The following is a 19274-nucleotide window of genomic DNA, read 5'->3' as shown; positions in this document are numbered from 1 at the left end:
AATGAAAAAGGACATTATGAAAAGAAAGATTCAGCGCACTTACCAAAATAAGATGCAGTCTAAAAAGAAAAGCCGCAAGCAGACATTTGAAACAGGTGTGGTATTTATAGGGATTGTCCTCCTTTTTTCAATAAGCGGACCGCTACAACAGGAAACTGGCAAGGCTTATAGAATGAAAGGTGAGCAGGTAGGCACATGGAGTATGCCCGCTTCCGAAATCCAACATAAACTTAGTGAGTTTGAAGGTTTCAAAGGCATTGCCATTGATACACATCCCAAACCGGTTAAATATATTATAAAAACTTCTTTCAATTCTGATGCTGCATCAGCAGCAAGGGTGATTGACGAAGCACACAGCATAATTAGTACAGCAAATGATGAGGCACATAAAGAAGTCTACCAAATCGTTGTACGGGGAATGGAAAATGAGGTTTTAGAAAGAAAGGAATATCCCTGATTAGGGATTCATGAGTCACCCTGATGGAGTGTGAAACTATTCAGAGTGACTTAAAAGGAGAATATGAGTCACTCTGATGGGGGAAAAGCTGGTTAGAGTGCCTCAAGAGGAGAATATGAGTCACTCTTCCGGTCGGATAACCCGTTCAGAGTGCCTCAAGAGGAAAGAAATGAGTCACTCAAACAAACAAAAAAGAAAGTCAAGAAGGCGCCTGAAATAAGGAGGAAGCAATAATTGAAGCTTAGAAAGCTCATCCAGAGAAAATTGACTGCTTCGTTTGCTGTCTCAGCAGCGGTCTCCATATTGTTTGCTTTATTTACTGTCTATGATTCTGAACCTGCCTATGGACTTGGAACCGCCTTTCTTGGCTGGCTGCTTTTTTTTATGCTGTATGCAGGAGCGATTGTCTTTTTTTACGGGAACCTTGTTTCGTTTTTTCTTGAAGTTTTGCAGAAACGGGTAGCTGTCCTTAGGAAAGACTGGTTTTATATCCTTCTCCACGGGCTTTTCGGATTGGCAAACGGACTGCTTTTTCAAAATACGATTGCAGCAATATACGGAATGGGAGCAGCTCTTTTATACGCCTTACTGGACAGGCGGCTTTTCAAAAAAGAAGGCAGCACTTTGTTTATTGTACTGCCTCTATTTTGCGCCGGTTTGCTTTGGGGTTATCTTTTACTGATATCAGATCCTCAGCCCCCTTTTACTGAGACGGAAGCGCTAGAGTTTGCTTCACTGGGAGAAGGATCGATGACTGACCACTTCCCTGAGAGAGAAGGAAAATGGGAAGGAGAGATTAAAGGATATCAGGTGGTAAAAGAAACGTCAGTAGAAAAAATAGGGAGAGAAAAATTCATTATTACATACAAAGAATCATGGGAAAAAGAAGGAATGTCCGGCTCATGGTTTTTTTCTTATGAAGTTGGTCGTCAATCCATGTCTGCCAAAGGAGGGAGAGGAGAAGAGCCGCCATATTATAAGGAAGTGGGACGTCCATAAGCGGGACCGGCTTGTACCTCATAAAAAAGGGAAGCAAATAGGCTTTCCTTTTTTATTTCTTTCTTAAAATAGGGTTCTATAAAGCTTACTGCCTCCCGTTCTACACTCTGCTATAAATCTCATCCATCGGCCTGGCCAGCATCATATTCAGTTCCTGGATTGCCTGGAAGATTTGTTCTTCTGCCTGCAGATAAGAAGCGGTTTTAGGATTTTGCATCAGACCAGATTCCAGCACCTGCAGTTTCTGGATATCAGCAGGACTCAGGTTTTCTCCGCGGATTTGCTTTTCCTGCAGCAAGTGGTGGATGCTGCGGAAATCCTCGATCAGCTGCCTTGCTGCCGGGTCGGCATTAATTTCTGCTGCCAGCTTCCTCAGCAGCTGATACTCCCTGCTTCCGCGAATAATAGTTTCCAATGCAGGCCCCTGCTCTAATAAAGCTTTCATTATTTCCCCTCCATTAGCCTAGATATTACAGCGTATGTGCAAATGAAAAAAAAGTTCGAATAACTAAAAATAACTGGATAAAATTCAGAATAGAATGATAATATTAAATAGACTAATTAGTTTATTTAGGGGGGAATCCTGTGGAGGCAGCACTTGTTGAGTTAAGGAATGAGTCTATATTTGTTAAGCAAATGGGAGAAGGCGAACCAATCGTATTTTTGCATGGCGGCCCGGGAAGTGAGCATCGCTTCTTTCTCCCCCATCTTGCCCCCTTGTCTTCACAATTCAAGCTGGTATTTTATGATCAGCGCGGCTGCGGCAAGTCTTCTTTTTGTGAAGAAGCCATTTATACTATGGGGGAAGAAGTTGAAACTTTAGAATCATTAAGAGAGCATCTCAAAATTGACAAACTGAATCTTGTCGGTGAATCCTGGGGGTCGATGCTTGCCCTGTTATATGCTTCCCAGTATCCGGAAAACGTGAATAGGCTTTTTTTGACCGCCGCTGTCGGTGCCAAAACAGAAGGCTACGTAAATTTTGGCCGCCTGCTGATGGAAAGGCTCTCTGAAGCAGAGCTTGAGCGCTTCCATCAAGTTACAGAGGACTATAAAGAAGGCAAGGCAGCTGCAGCAGATATCTTTCAGATCATCGATCCATATTATTTGTTTGATAGTGCCAATCTTTCCAGGAAAACTGAGACGAAAAGCAATACTATTGTTAATTCACAGATCGGGGAAGATATTCTGCAAAATTACGAATCCAGCATCAATCCAGCTGCTCTGGCTGATATCCCTGTTATGGCAGCACAGGGTGTAATGGATATCCTGACCCCCGATATGCTGAAGGAGCTGCTGCTCCCCCTTATTCCCCATGCAGCAATTGAAGTGATACCCGATTGCGGCCACTGGACTGCAGTAGAACAGCCTGCAATATTAATGGAAAAAATAAGAGGATTTTTCAAGGGAGAAAATAGTGATGATTGAAATCAAGCGATTGTCAGCGTGCACTTTGATTGAAGCAGTAACAGCCTGGAACAAAGGGTTTGAAGGATATTTCTTCGATGCATCCACAACACCGGAAAAGTTTGTAGCACGGATGGCAGCTGAAGGTCTGTCGCCGGATCTGTCGATTGTTGCTTTTGCGGGAGGAGAGCCAATCGGAATCGTAAAAAGCGGCATCAGGGAATTCAGGGGAAGAAAGATAGCCTGGAATGGCGGGACAGGTGTTGCTTCTGCCTGGCGGAGCAAAGGGATCGGACGCAGGCTGATTGATGAATCTATTAAAATATACAAAGAGGAAGAAGTCCAGCTTGCCACGCTTGAGGCAATCAGCGAGAACAGCAAAGCGATTGCCCTTTATGAAAAACTGGGCTACCAGAAAGCTGATGATCTGGAATATTTGGAGCTGAAAGGCAGCCTTGAGAAAAATCCTGTCAGATCGCCTGATCAGCATTCTTATCTGGCAGAGTCTGTTTATCCCCAAGAGGTTTCCTCTCTAAGCTTCTACAAAGGAACTGATCCTTGGCAGACGTGCTGGCAGAATGCAAAAGATGGCGAAGCTCTGGTTGCAGTGGATGGCGGCATTGCAGCTGGCTATGCTGTCTTCCGTAAAGGCTTTACAGCTGAAGGAAGGCATGACGCAACCACATTGTTTCAGATTCAAGCTGACCCGGGAAGGAAGGACCGGCAGGAAATCACCGCTTTTCTGCTGTCTGAAATATTTGGTGATTTCAGCGATAATATTCGAAGAGTTATACCTAATTTCCCGGCAGGCGGCAATAAAGAAATTTATGAACTATTGTCAGGCATCGGATTCACACCTGTTGTAAAACAGGTTTATATGATAAAAGAGTTATCATAAATGGGGGTCATGCGAATGAAGGTATTAATCATTGGCGGTACAAAATTCATGGGTCCGTATGTGATAGAAAAGCTTTATCAAAAAGGCCATAAAGTTGCTGTTTTTAACAGAGGGCAGACTGAAGCTTCCCTGCCGGACGATATGATCCGCATTCAGGGAGATATCAATCAAATTGAAAACCATAAAGAAGATCTCAGGGGCTTCCGTCCAGATATAGTCCTTGATATGATTCCTTTTACTGAAGAGCATGCCAGAAAAGTGAAGGGCATATTTGAAGGTACAGCGGACCGCCTTGTTGCGATCAGCAGTGCAGATGTATACCGCAGCTTTGGCCGGCTGCTCGGAACAGAGCCCGGAGAGCCGGTTCCCACACCATCCAGAGAGGATTCCGGTTTGAGGGAAAAGCTCTACCCTTACAGAGAAAATGTCACAGAAGATCATTTTTATTATCATTATGACAAGATTCCCGTTGAAAAGGTGTATCTTGAAAGCGAAAGTCTTAAAGGAACTGTGCTTCGGCTTCCGATGGTGTATGGCCCTGGGGACAGGCAGCACCGGCTTTATCCATATATTAAGAGAATGGCAGATAAAAGGCCGTATATTTTATTGGATGAAGTTCACAGCCGGTGGAAGACCTGCAGGGGGTTTGCAGAAAATGTCGCACATGCAATTGTCTTGGCCATTGAAAAACCCCAGTCGGCAGGAAAGATTTTTAATGTTGCGGATAACAATTTTGCGGAGAAGGAATGGGTCGCAAGAATAGCAGAAGCTATGGGCTGGAAGGGCACAATCCTAGAGGTTGGGGAGGGGACACTTCCCGTGGGCATGAATGCCCGGCAGAGCATTGATCTTTCATCGGAAAGAATCAGAGAGGAACTGGGGTATAAAGAACCCATTCTATTCGCGGAAGGCCTTCAAAAGACAATTGAATGGGAGCTTAACAACCCGCCTGCAGAACCAGCAGCTGGAGATTTTGATTATGATAAAGAAGATGGGATCATCAGGGAATATTTTACTTCAATAACTGAATAATTCGAATTCAGCACATTAACTGAAAAACCTGCAAAATCTGCCGATATGTCATATGAACAAGCTGACAACATAGAGAGAGGGAGCTTAAATGAGAATGACAATCGGGAGAAAGCTGTTTGCGGGGTTTTCAGGAGTACTGATTCTGCTGGCAGCGATGTCGGTGATCAGTATTACACAAATTAAAGCGATTGATAGCCAGTATTCCGGACTGGTTGACCATGAAGCAGGAAAGCTGCTGAAAATCAAGGGTCTGCATATTAGTATTGCAGAGCAGCAAAGCAGCCAGGGAAGTTACCTCGCTTTAGGCGAAGAAAAATATCTAAAGCAGTTTGAAGAAGGGCATGCGTCGTTTTTGAAATCCAGCAAAGAGCTGGAATCTATGATAAATCGGCCGGAAGAAAAAGAATTGCTGAAGGATTTGACTAAGCTGGAGCTTCAATATTATCTTTTTTCCCAGTCTGTTTTTCAATTAAAGCAGCAGGGGGAAACAGGGCAGCTGGAGTCACTTGTATCCAAACAGCAGATCGTGGAAAATTTCAACAAAAAAATTAAAGAGCTGTCCCAATACCAGGAAGGGCTGATGGCAGATGGACAGTCTGCTGTGTCTAAGGATGCTGCAGGGATAGTGCTTGCCGTTTCTTTAATCGGAATTGCGGCCATCCTCATAGGCATCTTAGCGGCTTTCCTGACAGGTAGGACCATTACCAGGCCGGTCAAGCTTCTGGCCGCAGAAGCAAAGGAAATTGCAGGCGGAAACCTGGCAGTCCGGAAGCTGAACGTCCGGAACAAAGATGAAATCGGCCTATTGGCAGATTCTTTTAATCTGATGGCACATAATTTAAGGAAAGTCATCCAAAGCACTGCTGAAAATGCCGAACAGGTGGCAGCATCCGCTGAACAGCTGACAGCAGGTGCAGAGCAGTCAGGGGCTGCAGGAAGACAGATTGCCGCTGCCATGAATAACGTGGCGTCAGGTTCTGATAAGCAGGTGCAATCGGTAGAACAGGCTTCTATTACAGTAGGGCGCATGTCTGCCGGTGTAAAGCAAATTGCAGATAATGCGGCTGCTGTTTCCGAGACTGCCGCTGGTGCAGCAAGCCTGTCAGCAGAGGGCGGCAAGGCGATCGGTTCTGCAATCGAACAAATGAGTTCTATCCATGACACTTTTGCAGGGCTGGAAGAGGTAATTAAAAAGCTTGGCCAGCGTTCACATGATATCACCCATATTATAGAGGCCATTACCGGGATAGCGGATCAGACCAATTTGCTTGCATTGAATGCAGCAATCGAAGCTGCACGGGCTGGCGAGGCTGGAAAAGGTTTTGCCGTAGTCGCCGATGAGGTCAGGAAGCTTGCCGAGCAGTCAGCAGATTCTGCACAGCAAATCTCCGGTATTATTGCCGCCATTCAGCGGGATACTGGAAAAGCCATTTCTTCGATGGCTGATGCAGGCAAGGAAGTCGAAAGGGGAATATCAGCAGTTGCGGTTGCAGGCGGGAGTTTTAAAGAGATCGGGGACTCTGTATCAGGGGTTACAGCACAGATCGAAGAGGTTTCAGCCGCAGTGCAGCAGCTTGCTGCGGGAGCCGAACATATTGTCCATGCAATTGATGACATAGCTGCAGCAGCTGAAGAATCAGCTTCAAGCACTCAGGAGGTTTCTGCATCAACAGAAGAGCAGCTTGCATCCATGGATGAAATGTCTGAATCAGCAGCATCGCTCGCAAAAATGGCAGAAGAGCTGAATGAATCAGTCAGCAGGTTCAGATTGAAATAGGAAAGCATTTTACAGGGCATCGCAAAAGCGGTGCCTTTTTCTTATCTTCCTTTAATCGTGATGACAACAGGCTGAGCGGCGGGAGTAACAGGCAGGTCTTCGGGTGAAGGGTCAAAAACATAAGGGGCGGGAGAGTCATTATTGAATAGGATTTGCTCTATGGCGCCAGCGGCAAAGTCGATTGATTGAAAATACATGGTTTGCTGATTAAATTCTGATTCGGCTGGGACGGTAACCAGTAATGAATAGCTGCGGCTATCCTTTAAATATCTGACTTCCATCCGCAAATTCTGCTCTGTGAAGATATGGCTTATTTCGCAATCTTTGTAATACATAAGATTCAGCAGCATATTGCGAATTTCTTTTTTATTGGTCATCCTCATTCCTCCTATCAGTCAAGATGGGACGGGACTAAGAAAAGTCTGAAGGATCCCCTGATCATTCCTTACTTTAATACTATCAGTTAATTCCGCCATAATCGATAAGTATTTATGTCTATTTATGGAAGAGTATGACGATATTTAGCGCTTGTAGCTGAAATGCTACGGTATCTGGTGAAAAAGGAGGTGGAATTGTCTGGAAGGGAGTAGATTATTGATTAAGGGTTCAGAAAAGTGAATGTCTGGGGGAATCAGTTTTTTTGAAAAAAAAAGAAGGGCACATTTATGAGCCCATCTTTCAATCTACTAACAGCTGCATGAATGTCGCTGGCAGAAAAGCATGCCGCAGCGTGTACAAATATCAGATACAGAGGATGGCATCATATGTCCGCATTCCCCGCAGGCTGCTTCAGCAGACATATGGACACCTGTATTAAAAAACAGATCTGCCTCCAGGGAATGAAGCTGGTTTCTCTGTTCTTTCGGTGAAAGGTACTGAAAATCAACATAATAATCTTCTGTCATGAGATTCTCTATTTTTTTGTCCGCCATATAAATACCTTTTGTCAATCTGACAAGGCTATAAAGATCCATGCTGTTTTTCACAATATATAATTCGCCTGATTTCAAAGAACCACTCCTTTTTATACTACTTCTAGATAATGTATACGAATCCTTCTTTCAAACAGCATTGAATGAGTTCAGATATATTACTATAATTAAAAAGGTAAATTAAGGAGCATCCTGATATGAAACTGCTGGGAATAAGCTGGCAGTTTTGTTTTTTTCTTAGAATCTGTTAGTTTCCTATGTTGATTTTGGGCACATTCGAGTGAATCTTTTTTTTACACGCATTTCAGTACAGCCTTTTATTTAAATTATGAAGTGTTTATAAAGTTTTCAGAGATTGTTTTTTTATTTTCTATACTGGAATGGAAAGGGAGGGCCATATGACAATGCAAGCAAGATTATTGCTCGTTGAAGATGATGGGCAGATTGCCAGAATCATTTGTGACCACTTGCGGAAGGACGGATTCAGCGTGGCATGGGCATCTACTGGAAAAGAGGGACTGGAGGAATTCGCAGCAGAAAAATTCGATTTTGTGCTTGTTGACCTTATGCTTCCTGAAATGGATGGCTTTACGCTGCTGCGTACCATCCGGAAAACCCACGAAATTCCAATGCTGATCATCAGTGCCAAGTCGGAGGATGAGAGCAAGGTGAAAGGCCTGGACCTCGGAGCGGATGATTATATGACAAAGCCGTTCAGCCTTGAAGAGCTGAGTGCAAGGATTTCATCCCATTTGCGCAGGTACAGAAGGTATCAGGGAGTGCAGGAAAGCAGCCAGATGACTGCCTATAAGAACGGCCTCTCAATCGACTTCGCTCAAAAAGCGGTTCATATAGACGGAAAATTGCTGAATTTGACGTCAAAAGAATATGAGCTGCTGCAGCTGCTGGCTAAAAATCCTTTTGAGACTTTCTCAAAAGAAGCTCTCCTTGAAATGGTCTGGAAGCAGGAAGATATTTCTGCGAGCAATACGGTTACCGTGCATATCAAAAGCCTGCGCAGCAAGCTGAAGGATACCTCCAGGTCAGCTGTTTTCATCCAGACGGTATGGGGTTCCGGCTACCGTTTTATTGGAGAAGAAAAGGATGAAAATTAAAACCTGGCTCAGAATCAGTTATCTCGCTGTGATGCTGCTTCCTCTGCTGTTTCTTTTTCTCCTGTATTCCAGCATTTCTGAATGGGACAAACAAAGGGATGTTATGGAATATATGGAAGTGCAGCAAAAAATGCAGAAGCTCGGCCCCAGCTTGGACAACAAGAATCTTTATCAGATTCAGCCGGCCAGCCAGTATAAGAAGGTCAAACAGCTTTCCAGCGATAAGCTCAAGATTTCACTTTACCGCCCGGATGGAATCTCTCTTTTTTCCTCCCTTGAAGACCTGTCAATGAACAGGCTCCAGCAAAGAAGGACGGAGGATCTGTATAAAGGGCTCAATGAAATGCACAAAAACATGAGATCTTATATTGTAAAAAAACCCGTATTTGAGGATGGCAATTTGATAGGGATTTATGAGGTAACCTTCGCCAGGCAGACCTGGATGGAAGGTGTCGAAAACCGCACCCTCCTTTATGGGGCGTCATTAGCAGTCTTCCTTCTGGCAGTGTATGCAGCAGCTGCGCTCCTGATAAACAGAAAGCTGAATCGTCCGCTGCAGCGGCTGGAAAACCAGATGGCACGATTTGCCGGCGGAATGCCAATTGAAAAGGAACAGACTGCAGGAGATGAAATTGGTGCACTTTACGAAGGCTTTTATCAGATGAAGGCTCAGCTGGAGAAGTCCCAGGAGGAAATCATTCAGCAGCAGAAGGAGAAGGAATTTATTTTAGCAGCATTATCACATGATATGAAAACACCGCTCACTGTTATCCAGGCCTATGCAGAAGCATTGACTGGCAGCCGGCCGTTAGGTGCCCGGGAAAAAATTGAGTATCAAGAAATCCTTCTGGAGAAGCTCAGCTACATGAAGCAGCTGATCGATGATCTTGCTCTTTATGGATCCCTGCAGACCGGCCAGAAAAAAATCGAGCTGACAGAGGTTGAAGGTGAAGAGTTCTTCGAATATCTCCTCTCAGGATATGAAGAGCCTTGCTTGAAAAAAGGAATCCGGCTGAAAGCAGAAACGTTGGTCACCGGAATTTACAGCCTGAATGCAAGCCAAATGATAAGGATAGCAGACAATCTTATGGCAAACGCCATCCGGCATACGGCAGAAGGCGGAACCATCCTGGCAGCAGCTGTCTCTGCAAATGAACAACTGCCTGAAGGTGTTTACCCGCCTTTTAAAAAAGAGCTGGACGAGTGGAGAAAGAATGGCGCGATTCTCCTGGTACAAAATGAAGGAAGTTATATCCCGGAACAGCTGCAGAAATCAATTTTCCTCCCGTTTGTCCAGGGTGAAGACTCAAGGGCACGGGGAGGAAGCTCAGGGATCGGGCTGAGCATCAGCAAAATGCTGATGGAGCAGCATGAAGGAAAAATCAGTGTATGGTCCAGTAAAGGTGATGGAACTCTGTTTGCCTGCTGGATTAAAGAAAGGATGGAAACCCATAATGGAATTTAAAAAGATGATAACAGCAGCCGGGGCAGCGGTCATGATTCTTTCAGGCTGCAGCGGAAGCATCAATGTCTCTTCAGATGAAATTGTATCCAATGTATTGGAGTCAGGAAAAGAATCTGCTGCTTATATTGGAAAAGGATCTTACAAGATTTATAGTGATGGGGAACTTACCGAGAATGCATCTTTTGAAGAATACGCAGACAAAGACGGAAAAAGGAAAATCATCATGGAAAACAGCGGAGAAAATGGGGGCCGGTTCTTTGCCATCAATGACGGCAAACAGCTCATCAGCTATGAGGAAGGAAGCAAGACGGCACAAACAATAGACATAAGTGGAGCTGAGCTGCCATCCGCAATGACCCAAAAAGAACAGATTACAGGAATGCTTGAAAATCTCAGCGGCACACACTCTTATGAAGTGGCCGGGGAAGAAGAGATGATCGGAAGGGATGTTTATCATTTGAAAATAAAAGCCAAGTCAAAGGAGAACCTGCTTGGCGATATGGAATTCTGGGTTGACCAAAAAACCTGGTTTCCGATTAAGTCGGTATCCAATTCAGGGGATAACCGATCAGAAGTAACCTATGAAAGTATTAATTTTTCCCCGGATTTTGCTGCTGATGAATTTAAGGCAGATCTGCCGGATGATGTTGAGATTGTCTCAATTGATTCCAGCATGGGAGCCACTGAAGGAACCGCTGAGCAGGCTGCAGAAAAGCTGGGCATGCCGATCCTGATCCTGAAAGAAAGCTTGGAGAGAATTGAGTGGACAGAGCTTGGGGGAGAGTTGGCACGTACCGAGGTGACTGCCTATTATGCCAAAGACGGTATTCCGAGCTTTAGCATCTCAACATTCCCGGTTCCTGAAGGAGAAGGAATGGATCTTGGCGGTGAGGAAATTTCTGTAAGGAACACTGCTGGTTCTTTTGAAAGAGAATTACGCATGATCAGCTGGGATGAAGGCGGACTCCGCTACGTGGTGATGATTGAACATCCTGATATGAGCAAAGAGGAAGTCGTTCAGGAACTCGAAGGAATGGAGCCTGTCAGCTAAAGGAGGAGAATCATGCTGCCAAGTATAATTGAAATGCTGGTTCCGATAGTGATGGGATTTGCCATTGCCGGAATCGGCCTGCTGATCGGCATTAAACACCGAAAATGGGCTGCAGCCGCTGAAATCCTGCTGGCTGCTGCTTCAATCGGCTGGATGATTTATGATCATGGCTTCCTGGACAGCCTTTTGCTGATTTCCCTTCTTTCCAGTGCCTATTTCTCCCTTTTTCTCGCTGGAATCGGCTATAGAAAGTACCGTGAGCTGAAAGAGGAGCTGGGCATAATAGAGGCGGAAGAATGGACTGTCAGCAGGAATGCTGCAAGAATTTGGACTGATATTCTGATCAGCCTGGCCGTCTTTCTTGGAGCTATATTGTTTCTGATATATGGGCCAGAGAACAGCCCGCTAAAGGTGTTCCTGCTATTCGGACTGATAGCCGCAGGGACAGAACTGGGCAAGCGTGTGATTGTCTTTATGACCCTAAGAATCTATTTTTCAGATGAAAAGGAAACGATCTACATTGTTTCCAAGCTTGAATGCCGCCAGGTGCCTCTTAATGCTTTGAAAGAACACAGGGAAGAGGAAGCGGCAGATATTCTGAGGCTGCATCCCCTGCTGACGCTTTTTACCTCCACCAGCGATTTTACAACGAGCCTGGGTCTTGTACAGCGGATAGTGGCTGGAAATGAAACAATCTATTTTAATGTAGCAGATACAGACAGGTGGAAAAAAATAATCAGCCGTTCCCCGGACTGCCAGACAGGCCATCAAGCATCAGCAGTCTTGCCTTTCTACCATTGGAAAAACATGAAGCGGCTGCTGGGAAAGCTTTATTATGCCATGACGGTCAAAGGGATATCAGCTTATACAACGATTATTCTTGTTCTTTACTATTGTAAGGCGTCCGTCTGGCTCATCACAGCGGCAGCATTTTTGTATTGGTTTATCAATTTGTATTTGTCTGACAAGGTCCTAAAAGTGGCCATGGATGCAAAGGAAATTGAAAATGCTGAAGTAAGGCAGATGGCCGGGAGGATCTTCGCAAAGGCGGGGATTCCTGGAGTGAAAGTATATGAAACCGATTCTCAGCAGTATAACGGCCTTGCAACTGGAATGAATATCGGACGCGGAATGGTGACAGTGACGACGGCAACCTTAACATTGCCCTCAGCCAGCATTGAAAGCATCCTTGCCCACGAAGCTATACATGTTAAGAAGCGGGATGTTCTATGGTCACAAATATGGAGAATTGTCTACTTTTTGCTGCTCGGATTAGGTATTTGGCTTCTTTTAGACAGAGTTCCTGATATATCGGAATATCCTATCCCTGTTTTTATTGGGGTCTGGCTTCTCATGATGTTTCTGCCTATCTATCAATCTTTTATTTCTCAATGGATGGAAGTAAGAGCAGACCAGCTGGGAGCACAGCTGCTTGAGGGCGGCTACAGTCAGATGGCATGCGGGCTTGCAGACCTCGCTGAAAGGCAGGATCATGAAGTTAATCAGTCAGCTGAATACCGTGCGGCTAAAGATGAAAAAAGGAGAGTCATCTCCTCACTTGAACGCGACAAGCTCATATGGCGCCTCATTGAATTTCAGTTCATGCCCCACCCGCCGATGTATTGGCGTGTGCAAACCTTGAAAAACAGCACATCCCCTAAAGGCATGATCAAGAGATGGGCCGCAGACAGGATGAAGGAGTCTTTTACAAGATAATGTAAGAATGACCTGTGCTTTCTTTATGGAAAAGCGCGGGTCATTTTTTTCTTTTAAACAGCTGCCCGGACGATATATCTGGAATGAGTGGCGGCAAGTCCCCGCGCTTCGGCATGCTGATTGAAAATCCCGGTAATTTCAGGCAAGTATTTTTCCATTACGAATGCTGCTACAGATGGCAGCTGTCCGAAGCAGGCCAGTTTGATGACGTCCTGCGGTGACTTGAGATATTCAGTACTGATAACCTTTTCAATCTTCGCATACGAAAAATTGGATTTCTCTATACGATTCTCCAGGCCTTTTAGAATAGTAGTGCCTGTTTTTTCTTCAAATATATGCGGGAACAAACCCGGCAATTCCTGCCCCTGAATGTCGCCTGGATGAAGGCCCAGGATGTGCCCGCCGTCTTTTACGGCTTTCTCCAAAAGGGGGTATGCAGAAGTGGGGCCTTTTCTGATATAGGCAAAAATCCATAATGACTAATGACGACGGTTCTCCTTAATACTTCAAACTCCTTGAATCCTTCGTATTGAGCCGAACGGAGAATCCATATTTGATATCGAAGCTGAAAAAATGGCAGCCAACCAGAAAGTTCTCGACGTGGGATGCGGGGATGGCCGGTTTACACTGAAATGTGCAGAAGCTGCCGAGAAGATAGTAGGAGTTGATGCAGCGGAGCACTTTATCAGGGAAGGAAATCGGCAGCGGAAGCATAATGTATCTTTTGTCATGGCATCTACAAAAAACGGCCTGCCATTTACAAATAAGGAATTTGAATTTCGTGTTAATTAGAAAAATAGTGGTCCTAGCCGGAGGAGCTGGAACCACTATTTGATGTAAAGAGAAAAATAGTGGTCCCAGCCGGAGGAGCTGGAACCGCTATTTCGTGTAAAAAGAAAAATAGTGGCCGCAGCAGAAACACTTCCCAAAAACAACGTTAAGCTTTTTTTTTCTTAGAAGGCCAGCCTGAATCCTATTTCAAAGATATACAGTAGCCCAGCGAAAGTGGCCCATTTTCACCCTATATACATTATTTTTTACTTATGCTGCCTCCCGGCGGCTTTTTTCTATTCCATGCTTTCACCGCAGGATTTCTAGTATACAATAGTGGAAGCTACATCCAATATTAAGAAAATCTTAAGATATTTATAAAAGGAATATTAAGATTTGCTCTTTATGATAGATACATAAGCAGCTGCTAAGAAAGTAGGAATAGGGGAATGGAAAATTATAATGTACTTGTTGTAGATGATGAAAAAGAGATCAGGGACGCGATTGAGATTTATTTGAAAAACGAAGGAATTACGGTGCTTAAGGCGGGCGATGGCATTGAAGCTCTGGAGATGCTCAATGAACATCAGATCCATCTGATCGTCCTGGATGTGATGATGCCGAATCTGGACGGCATATCTGCCACCTATAAAATCAGAGAGAAGAAGAATATCCCGATTATCATCCTGAGCGCGAAAAGTGAGGATACCGACAAGATCCTTGGGCTCCAGGTCGGTGCTGATGATTATGTGACCAAGCCTTTCAATCCGATGGAACTGGTCGCAAGGGTCAAGTCACAGCTGAGAAGATATGTGTCATTCGGGACTTTTGAGGGCATCAGAAAAGTCGTGGATCTGAACGGGCTGACTCTTGAAAAAGAGACAAAGGAAGTCAAGGTCAATGGAGAGGCTGTGAAACTAACGCCGATAGAATACAAAATTGTCGAGCTGCTGATGCTCAATGCCGGCCGGGTATTTTCCATCCAGGAAATCTATGAACTGGTTTGGAAGGAACCGGGCTATAACGCAGAAAATACAGTTGCCGTACATATCAGGAAAATACGTGAAAAAATAGAGATCGATGCAAAAAATCCAAGATATTTAAAGGTGGTTTGGGGAGTTGGATACAAGATGGAAAGGTAGGCTGATGGTTGGCGTCTGGGCGCTATTATTTACCATTACCATGAATGGGGTTTTTTCAGCATTTCTTTTAGCAAGCAATTATTCTCATCGTGACTTTTTTCATTCAGATTCTTTCCAGTACTCAGTTGATGAAGCAGCCGGATATTTAAGCATGTTCGAGCTTCATGATCTTAACTTAGCGGAAGCAAAAGAGGCGATAACGGTAACAGAAGCCGATATTGAGGAACATCGGACGAGATACGGTTCACTGCCGGCACAAATAGATAATATCAACGCTCAATATGAAGGTATCATCAATGGTGCAGCCAATTCCGGCAATAAAGAAGCAGAAGAAGCTTTTATCAAGGAACGAGATGAAAAAATCACTGACATTACAAAGAATTTTCAAAGTGATGAACATGTCAGGCCAAAGGTAATTAAGGAAAAGGAAGAAAAGCTTGAAGCGCTTTTTAAACAAAGGGAACAGTACCGGGAACAATATCAAAATGTTAAAAAGAACTTTCTGTATTATTTTAAAAATGACCAGAATGGAAAGGTAGTTACAAATATTGATTTAAAGAGCGGTGAAACAGCAGAAGAGTATTTCCGCGGAGATGAAGTGCAGTTTGCAACGAATTATTACGTAGGGTCAGATTCATTTTTCTATACCCTGCCCCATGAAACGGAAATGATTGATCCCCTTCTGAATGCGATTGGCGATTATGAAGGGAAAATTGCTGTTGCCTCCGGTATCGGGCCTTCAAATTCATTTTATTATGAAAGCCAGGCTTATAAGCGAAATCAATTGGCACTTGGAATCATGGCCGCCGCTGGCATGGCTGCTTTCCTTCTATGGGTATTGGCCACGCGCAGATCAGCGGCATTAAAAACCGAAATGGGAAGATGGATGCCTATTTATAATAAGCTGCCGATCGATACTAGAATTCTCTTTTTCCTGCTTGCTGCCCTGGGTGCATCACTTTGTATGCCTGTGATTATAGACTGCGTCAGAAACTGGGTGGAAGTCCCGTATGACAGGCTGGAGCTGATTGTATTTATTACAGCTGGTACAGCTTTGTGGGGATTGGCGCTGGTACAGTTTTTCTATATTTCAGCTGTACTGAAGGATGGAAACCGATTCCAAAATGAATGGAAAAATAGCCTTCTCCATGAAGGAGGCAGTGTCCTCAAGAATGCTTATACACAATCCAAAAGAGCTGTGGAAGATGCCTTTTTACAATGGAGCACAGGCACCAAAATGCTCATAATGTCCATCCTCGTTTTTGGCATGGGAGCCCTTTCCATCATCATGCTAATAGATCCGATATTTATCATTGTGTACTTAATCATTCTCTTCAGTCTGGGCACTCGGATTGCAATGAGCCTTGTAAAAAAGATCGGTTATTTTAACCGCATCGTCCAATATACGGAGGAGTTGTCTTCGGGAAATCTGGGTCCGGATCTGGAAGTTGCCGGGAAATCTGTCCTGGCTGACCATGCTGCCAATGTCAATCTATTGAAGGAAGCGGTGAGGACTTCCCAGAGCCAGGAAGCCAAGAGTGAGCGCTTGAAAACGGAGCTGATCACGAATGTGAGCCATGATCTTCGGACTCCTTTGACGTCGATTATCACTTATACAGAGCTTTTAAAGAAGGAGGGCATCGAGCCGGATGAGAGGAAGGCCTATCTTGAGATTATTGACCGCAAGTCGCAAAGGCTGAAGGTCCTGATTGAGGACTTGTTTGAAGTAAGCAAGATGGCAAGCGGGAATATCGAGCTCGCCAAAACGAAAGCAGATCTTGTCCAGCTTCTGCAGCAGTCCCTCGGCGAATATGATGAAATGATCCAGGGATCAAGCCTGAATTTCCGTATTACAAAACCTGATAAGCCGCTGGCTGCGATGGTTGACGGACAAAAAATCTGGCGGGTATTTGATAATCTGATCGGCAATGTCCTGAAATACTCACTGGAAAACAGCCGCGTGTATATCTCTATCCGGGAGACGGGCCGAAAAGCGGAAATCACTTTCAAGAATGTCTCCAAATATGAGCTTAATGATAATGCAGAAGAGCTGTCCGAGAGATTCAAGCGGGGTGACGAATCACGCCATACTGATGGATCGGGCCTGGGGCTCGCCATCGCCAAATCGATCATTGATTTACATGAAGGGGAGCTTGAAATCGGGACAGATGGCGATCTCTTCAAGGTAGCTCTTATTCTGCCGCTTGATGAGTAAGGGAGTGGAAAAATGACTGAAACAGAAATTGCAAATTCATATGAAACTCATAAAAAAAGGCTTTTCCATATCAGCTACTCTATTACAAGAGACTCTTATTTAGCCGAAGATGCCGTCCAGGAAACATTTATTAAGGCACTCAATAAGGCACACACCATCATAGACAAAGATAAGCTGGGTGCATGGCTGTCTGTTACTGCAGCTAGAACAGCAATCGACTTTGTGCGCAGGGAACGGAAGAAAAGCTGCCAGCCTATGGAAATTGAGGCGATTGATGCATTGGGCCAGGAAAAGAGCGAAGCATTGGAGAGCATGGTAGAGGCACAGCAGATGGAGGCACAGATTAACCAGGCCATTAATACTCTAGGAGATGGCTACAGGGATATCCTGCATCTCAAAGCGAGCAAGGGGCTGAAGGAAAAAGAGATTGCAGAGCTGCTTAACCTGAAGCCTTGCACTGTAAAAACAAGATTGTATAGGGCAAGGAAAATGCTGAGGCCGCATCTTTTGCAAATTGCAAAAGCATAAAAAGATTAAATTTGAAGGAGCCGATATAAGGCTCCTTTTCTGCATGGAAAATACATAGTAATTACGCCGGGGAAGCAAAAGTTTACCCAGAATGCTTTCTTTCAAATCTTTTTAAACTAACAACCTTTGAATTGGCACTTCCGCGGATGCAAGACATTGGTTTAGGTGATGAAGTATTTTGAGACCTTTGCGGGTTTCTTTCTTTTTGAAAAAAGGTTCTGGGAGATCTGCCTCGAATTAGATTAGACGGATACATAATTACTGTCAGCAGAGAGCAAGTATTGACAGGAGCAAGGCTAAATCAACTGCTACTATTAAAGCAAGGAGTGAGCGATATGGGATGGGCTGAGGGACTGCAAAAAGCGATCGATTATATGGAGGAACATCTCCTGGAAGAGATTTCGGTTGAGGAAATTGCTTCGCAGGCAAATGCTTCTTCCTTTCATTTTCAGCGGACATTCTCGGTGCTGACAGATATGCCGGTTGGAGAATATTTGCGGAAGAGAAGGCTGACACTTGCAGCGCAGGAGCTTATAGCATCAGATGAAAAGGTCATCGATATCGCCCTGAAATATGGCTATGACACTCCTGAGGCGTTTGCGAAAGCCTTTCGCCGCCAGCACGGGCTATCACCGACAGAGGCGCGGAAAAAGGCCGGACAGCTGAATGCCTATAATCGCCTGGTCATACAGGTAACCTTGAAAGGAGCGGAACCAATGAAGTACAAAATCATTGAAAAAGAAAGCTTTACAGCAGCAGGGATCAGACAGGAATTTTCCATGGAGAATGGTGAAAATTTAAAAGGCATCCCGCAAATGTGGAAACAGGTACATGAAGACGGCATCAATAAAACTCTCTTCACGCTCAATGAACATGTTCTTGGAATCTGTGTCGATAAAAGGGGGGAGACCGGAGAGCCGAAGATGGACTATTGGATTGCGGCCGAGTGTAAAGGAGAAAAGCCGGATGCGTTTGAGGAGCTGATCATTCCAGCCTCCAAATGGGCTGTTTTCGAGGTGCATGGAAAGATGCCTGTTGCTATGCAGGATACCTGGAAGCAAATCTTCTCAGAGTGGTTCCCTTCCAATCCGTACGAGCATGCAGGTACACCTGAGCTGGAAGTCTACAATGACGATGATCCCTACAGCCCGGACTGCTATTCTGAGATCTGGATACCAGTAAAATAAGCAGATAGAATGAAAGAGCGGCAGAAGCTGCTCTTTTTTTGCGTAAGGAAGGGTGTTTAGACTGTCTGGAGTCAGGTTATTGAATATTAGGCTTCGGGAGATCAGAGGTTTGTGATTTTTAATGTGATTTTTATATATTCAGCTGGTATATTGATTAATCCGGCGGTTAATTCAATCAAATCGCAGGATATTCTACCGAATCGCAGAATATTCTACCGAATTACAGGATTATTCTACCAATTCACGGATATTCTACCGAACCACAGGATTATTCTACCAATTCACGGATATTCTACCGAATTGCAGGATATTCTACCGAATCACCGGATTATTCTACCAATTCACCACTAGTCTTGCAAATGAATGGTATATATTTCCTGAGCATTAAAGGTTTAGATAATAAAAAATCTCCTAATTGAAGAAGTAAGACAAATAAGGCGGTCGCAACACCTTAATACACTTCAACAATTAGGAGATGGTAAAATGCTCATTGATCATTTACCCAATTCTACTGTCGTTGAAAAGTGTTTGTGCCTATTAAAACTTGAAAATTTCCGAGACCCTTACCTTGACCACGGAGCC

19 protein-coding genes and 1 pseudogene are annotated in these 19274 nt (G+C 44.4%); 16 read left to right on the top strand and 4 right to left on the bottom strand.

Annotation, left to right across the window (positions count from 1 at the left end):
- The first annotated feature begins 1 nt into the window (after nt 1).
- Together AC4E8B_RS14265 and AC4E8B_RS14260 are read left to right on the top strand one after the other, a co-directional pair.
- Nucleotides 2-457, top strand: a complete 456-nt coding sequence (locus tag AC4E8B_RS14265; protein ID WP_490214038.1) for a hypothetical protein — start codon at nt 2-4, stop codon at nt 455-457.
- A 234-nt stretch (nt 458-691) separates the two neighbouring features.
- Entirely contained in the window at nt 692-1456 is a 765-nt protein-coding gene (locus tag AC4E8B_RS14260) for a hypothetical protein (RefSeq protein ID WP_490214037.1), read from the top strand.
- A gap of 100 nt (nt 1457-1556) precedes the next feature.
- Here AC4E8B_RS14260 and AC4E8B_RS14255 read toward each other — a convergent pair whose 3' ends face one another.
- Nucleotides 1557-1901 (bottom strand): YlbF/YmcA family competence regulator, encoded by a 345-nt coding sequence (locus AC4E8B_RS14255; protein ID WP_490214036.1) that lies wholly within the window; start codon nt 1899-1901, stop codon nt 1557-1559.
- Nucleotides 1902-2041: 140 nt separating this feature from the next.
- On the opposite strand from AC4E8B_RS14255, the gene AC4E8B_RS14250 reads away from it, so the two are divergent.
- From AC4E8B_RS14250 to AC4E8B_RS14230, 5 genes and pseudogenes are all read left to right on the top strand, one after another.
- The gene (locus AC4E8B_RS14250; protein WP_490214035.1) at nt 2042-2884 is read left to right on the top strand and encodes an alpha/beta fold hydrolase; all 843 of its coding nucleotides are present in this window, start codon (nt 2042-2044) and stop codon (nt 2882-2884) included.
- Nucleotides 2877-3761, top strand: a complete 885-nt coding sequence (locus AC4E8B_RS14245) for a GNAT family N-acetyltransferase (RefSeq protein ID WP_490214034.1) — start codon at nt 2877-2879, stop codon at nt 3759-3761. Before AC4E8B_RS14250 ends, AC4E8B_RS14245 begins: the two co-directional genes overlap by 8 nt.
- Nucleotides 3762-3776: 15 nt before the next feature.
- Nucleotides 3777-4793, top strand: coding sequence for an NAD-dependent epimerase/dehydratase family protein (locus AC4E8B_RS14240; protein WP_490214033.1), 1017 nt, complete (start codon nt 3777-3779; stop codon nt 4791-4793).
- An 88-nt stretch (nt 4794-4881) separates the two neighbouring features.
- Nucleotides 4882-5625: pseudogene (locus AC4E8B_RS14235) on the top strand (HAMP domain-containing protein); the annotation flags it as partial.
- The gene (locus AC4E8B_RS14230) at nt 5620-6570 is read left to right on the top strand and encodes a methyl-accepting chemotaxis protein (protein ID WP_490219688.1); all 951 of its coding nucleotides are present in this window, start codon (nt 5620-5622) and stop codon (nt 6568-6570) included. The pseudogene AC4E8B_RS14235 and the gene AC4E8B_RS14230, both read left to right, overlap by 6 nt.
- Nucleotides 6571-6611: 41 nt before the next feature.
- On the opposite strand, the gene AC4E8B_RS14225 is transcribed toward AC4E8B_RS14230, so the two are convergent.
- Nucleotides 6612-6947 carry a hypothetical protein gene (locus AC4E8B_RS14225; protein WP_490214032.1) on the bottom strand — a complete coding sequence of 112 codons (336 nt, stop codon included), beginning with the start codon at nt 6945-6947 and terminating at the stop codon, nt 6612-6614.
- A gap of 309 nt (nt 6948-7256) precedes the next feature.
- Nucleotides 7257-7580, bottom strand: coding sequence for a hypothetical protein (locus AC4E8B_RS14220; RefSeq protein ID WP_490214031.1), 324 nt, complete (start codon nt 7578-7580; stop codon nt 7257-7259).
- A gap of 320 nt (nt 7581-7900) precedes the next feature.
- Here AC4E8B_RS14220 and AC4E8B_RS14215 point away from each other — a divergent pair, with 320 nt between their 5' ends.
- The 4 genes from AC4E8B_RS14215 to AC4E8B_RS14200 are packed head-to-tail and all read left to right on the top strand — an operon-like array spanning nt 7901 to nt 12849.
- Entirely contained in the window at nt 7901-8617 is a 717-nt protein-coding gene (locus AC4E8B_RS14215; RefSeq protein WP_490214030.1) for a response regulator transcription factor, read from the top strand.
- Nucleotides 8607-10082, top strand: a complete 1476-nt coding sequence (locus tag AC4E8B_RS14210; RefSeq protein ID WP_490214029.1) for a HAMP domain-containing sensor histidine kinase — start codon at nt 8607-8609, stop codon at nt 10080-10082. The genes AC4E8B_RS14215 and AC4E8B_RS14210 overlap by 11 nt, the downstream gene beginning before the upstream one ends.
- Nucleotides 10072-11133 carry a LolA family protein gene (locus tag AC4E8B_RS14205; protein ID WP_490214028.1) on the top strand — a complete coding sequence of 354 codons (1062 nt, stop codon included), beginning with the start codon at nt 10072-10074 and terminating at the stop codon, nt 11131-11133. The genes AC4E8B_RS14210 and AC4E8B_RS14205 overlap by 11 nt, the downstream gene beginning before the upstream one ends.
- Before the next feature lie 12 nt (nt 11134-11145).
- Nucleotides 11146-12849: a M56 family metallopeptidase gene (locus tag AC4E8B_RS14200; protein ID WP_490214027.1), complete on the top strand. Its 1704-nt coding sequence runs from the start codon at nt 11146-11148 to the stop codon at nt 12847-12849.
- Nucleotides 12850-12902: 53 nt separating this feature from the next.
- On the opposite strand, the gene AC4E8B_RS14195 is transcribed toward AC4E8B_RS14200, so the two are convergent.
- A complete protein-coding gene (locus AC4E8B_RS14195; protein ID WP_490214026.1) occupies nt 12903-13274 on the bottom strand; it encodes a hypothetical protein in 372 nt (123 codons plus the stop codon).
- A 148-nt stretch (nt 13275-13422) separates the two neighbouring features.
- On the opposite strand from AC4E8B_RS14195, the gene AC4E8B_RS14190 reads away from it, so the two are divergent.
- The 5 genes from AC4E8B_RS14190 (at nt 13423) to AC4E8B_RS14170 (ending at nt 18692) form a co-directional block, all read left to right on the top strand.
- Nucleotides 13423-13641, top strand: coding sequence for a class I SAM-dependent methyltransferase (locus tag AC4E8B_RS14190; RefSeq protein ID WP_490214025.1), 219 nt, complete (start codon nt 13423-13425; stop codon nt 13639-13641).
- A 428-nt stretch (nt 13642-14069) separates the two neighbouring features.
- Nucleotides 14070-14762, top strand: coding sequence for a response regulator transcription factor (locus AC4E8B_RS14185; RefSeq protein ID WP_490214024.1), 693 nt, complete (start codon nt 14070-14072; stop codon nt 14760-14762).
- Entirely contained in the window at nt 14740-16977 is a 2238-nt protein-coding gene (locus AC4E8B_RS14180) for a sensor histidine kinase (protein ID WP_490214023.1), read from the top strand. Before AC4E8B_RS14185 ends, AC4E8B_RS14180 begins: the two co-directional genes overlap by 23 nt.
- Before the next feature lie 12 nt (nt 16978-16989).
- Nucleotides 16990-17505 carry an RNA polymerase sigma factor gene (locus tag AC4E8B_RS14175; protein WP_490214022.1) on the top strand — a complete coding sequence of 172 codons (516 nt, stop codon included), beginning with the start codon at nt 16990-16992 and terminating at the stop codon, nt 17503-17505.
- Nucleotides 17506-17840: 335 nt separating this feature from the next.
- Complete coding sequence (locus AC4E8B_RS14170; RefSeq protein WP_490214021.1) at nt 17841-18692, top strand: AraC family transcriptional regulator; 852 nt, start codon at nt 17841-17843, stop codon at nt 18690-18692.
- The last annotated feature ends 582 nt before the right edge of the window (nt 18693-19274 follow it).

The organism is Bacillus sp. SRL543 (assembly GCF_984799205.1).
Note: the sequence above shows the minus strand (reverse complement) of the source record. Positions and strands in the feature narration are given on the sequence as shown.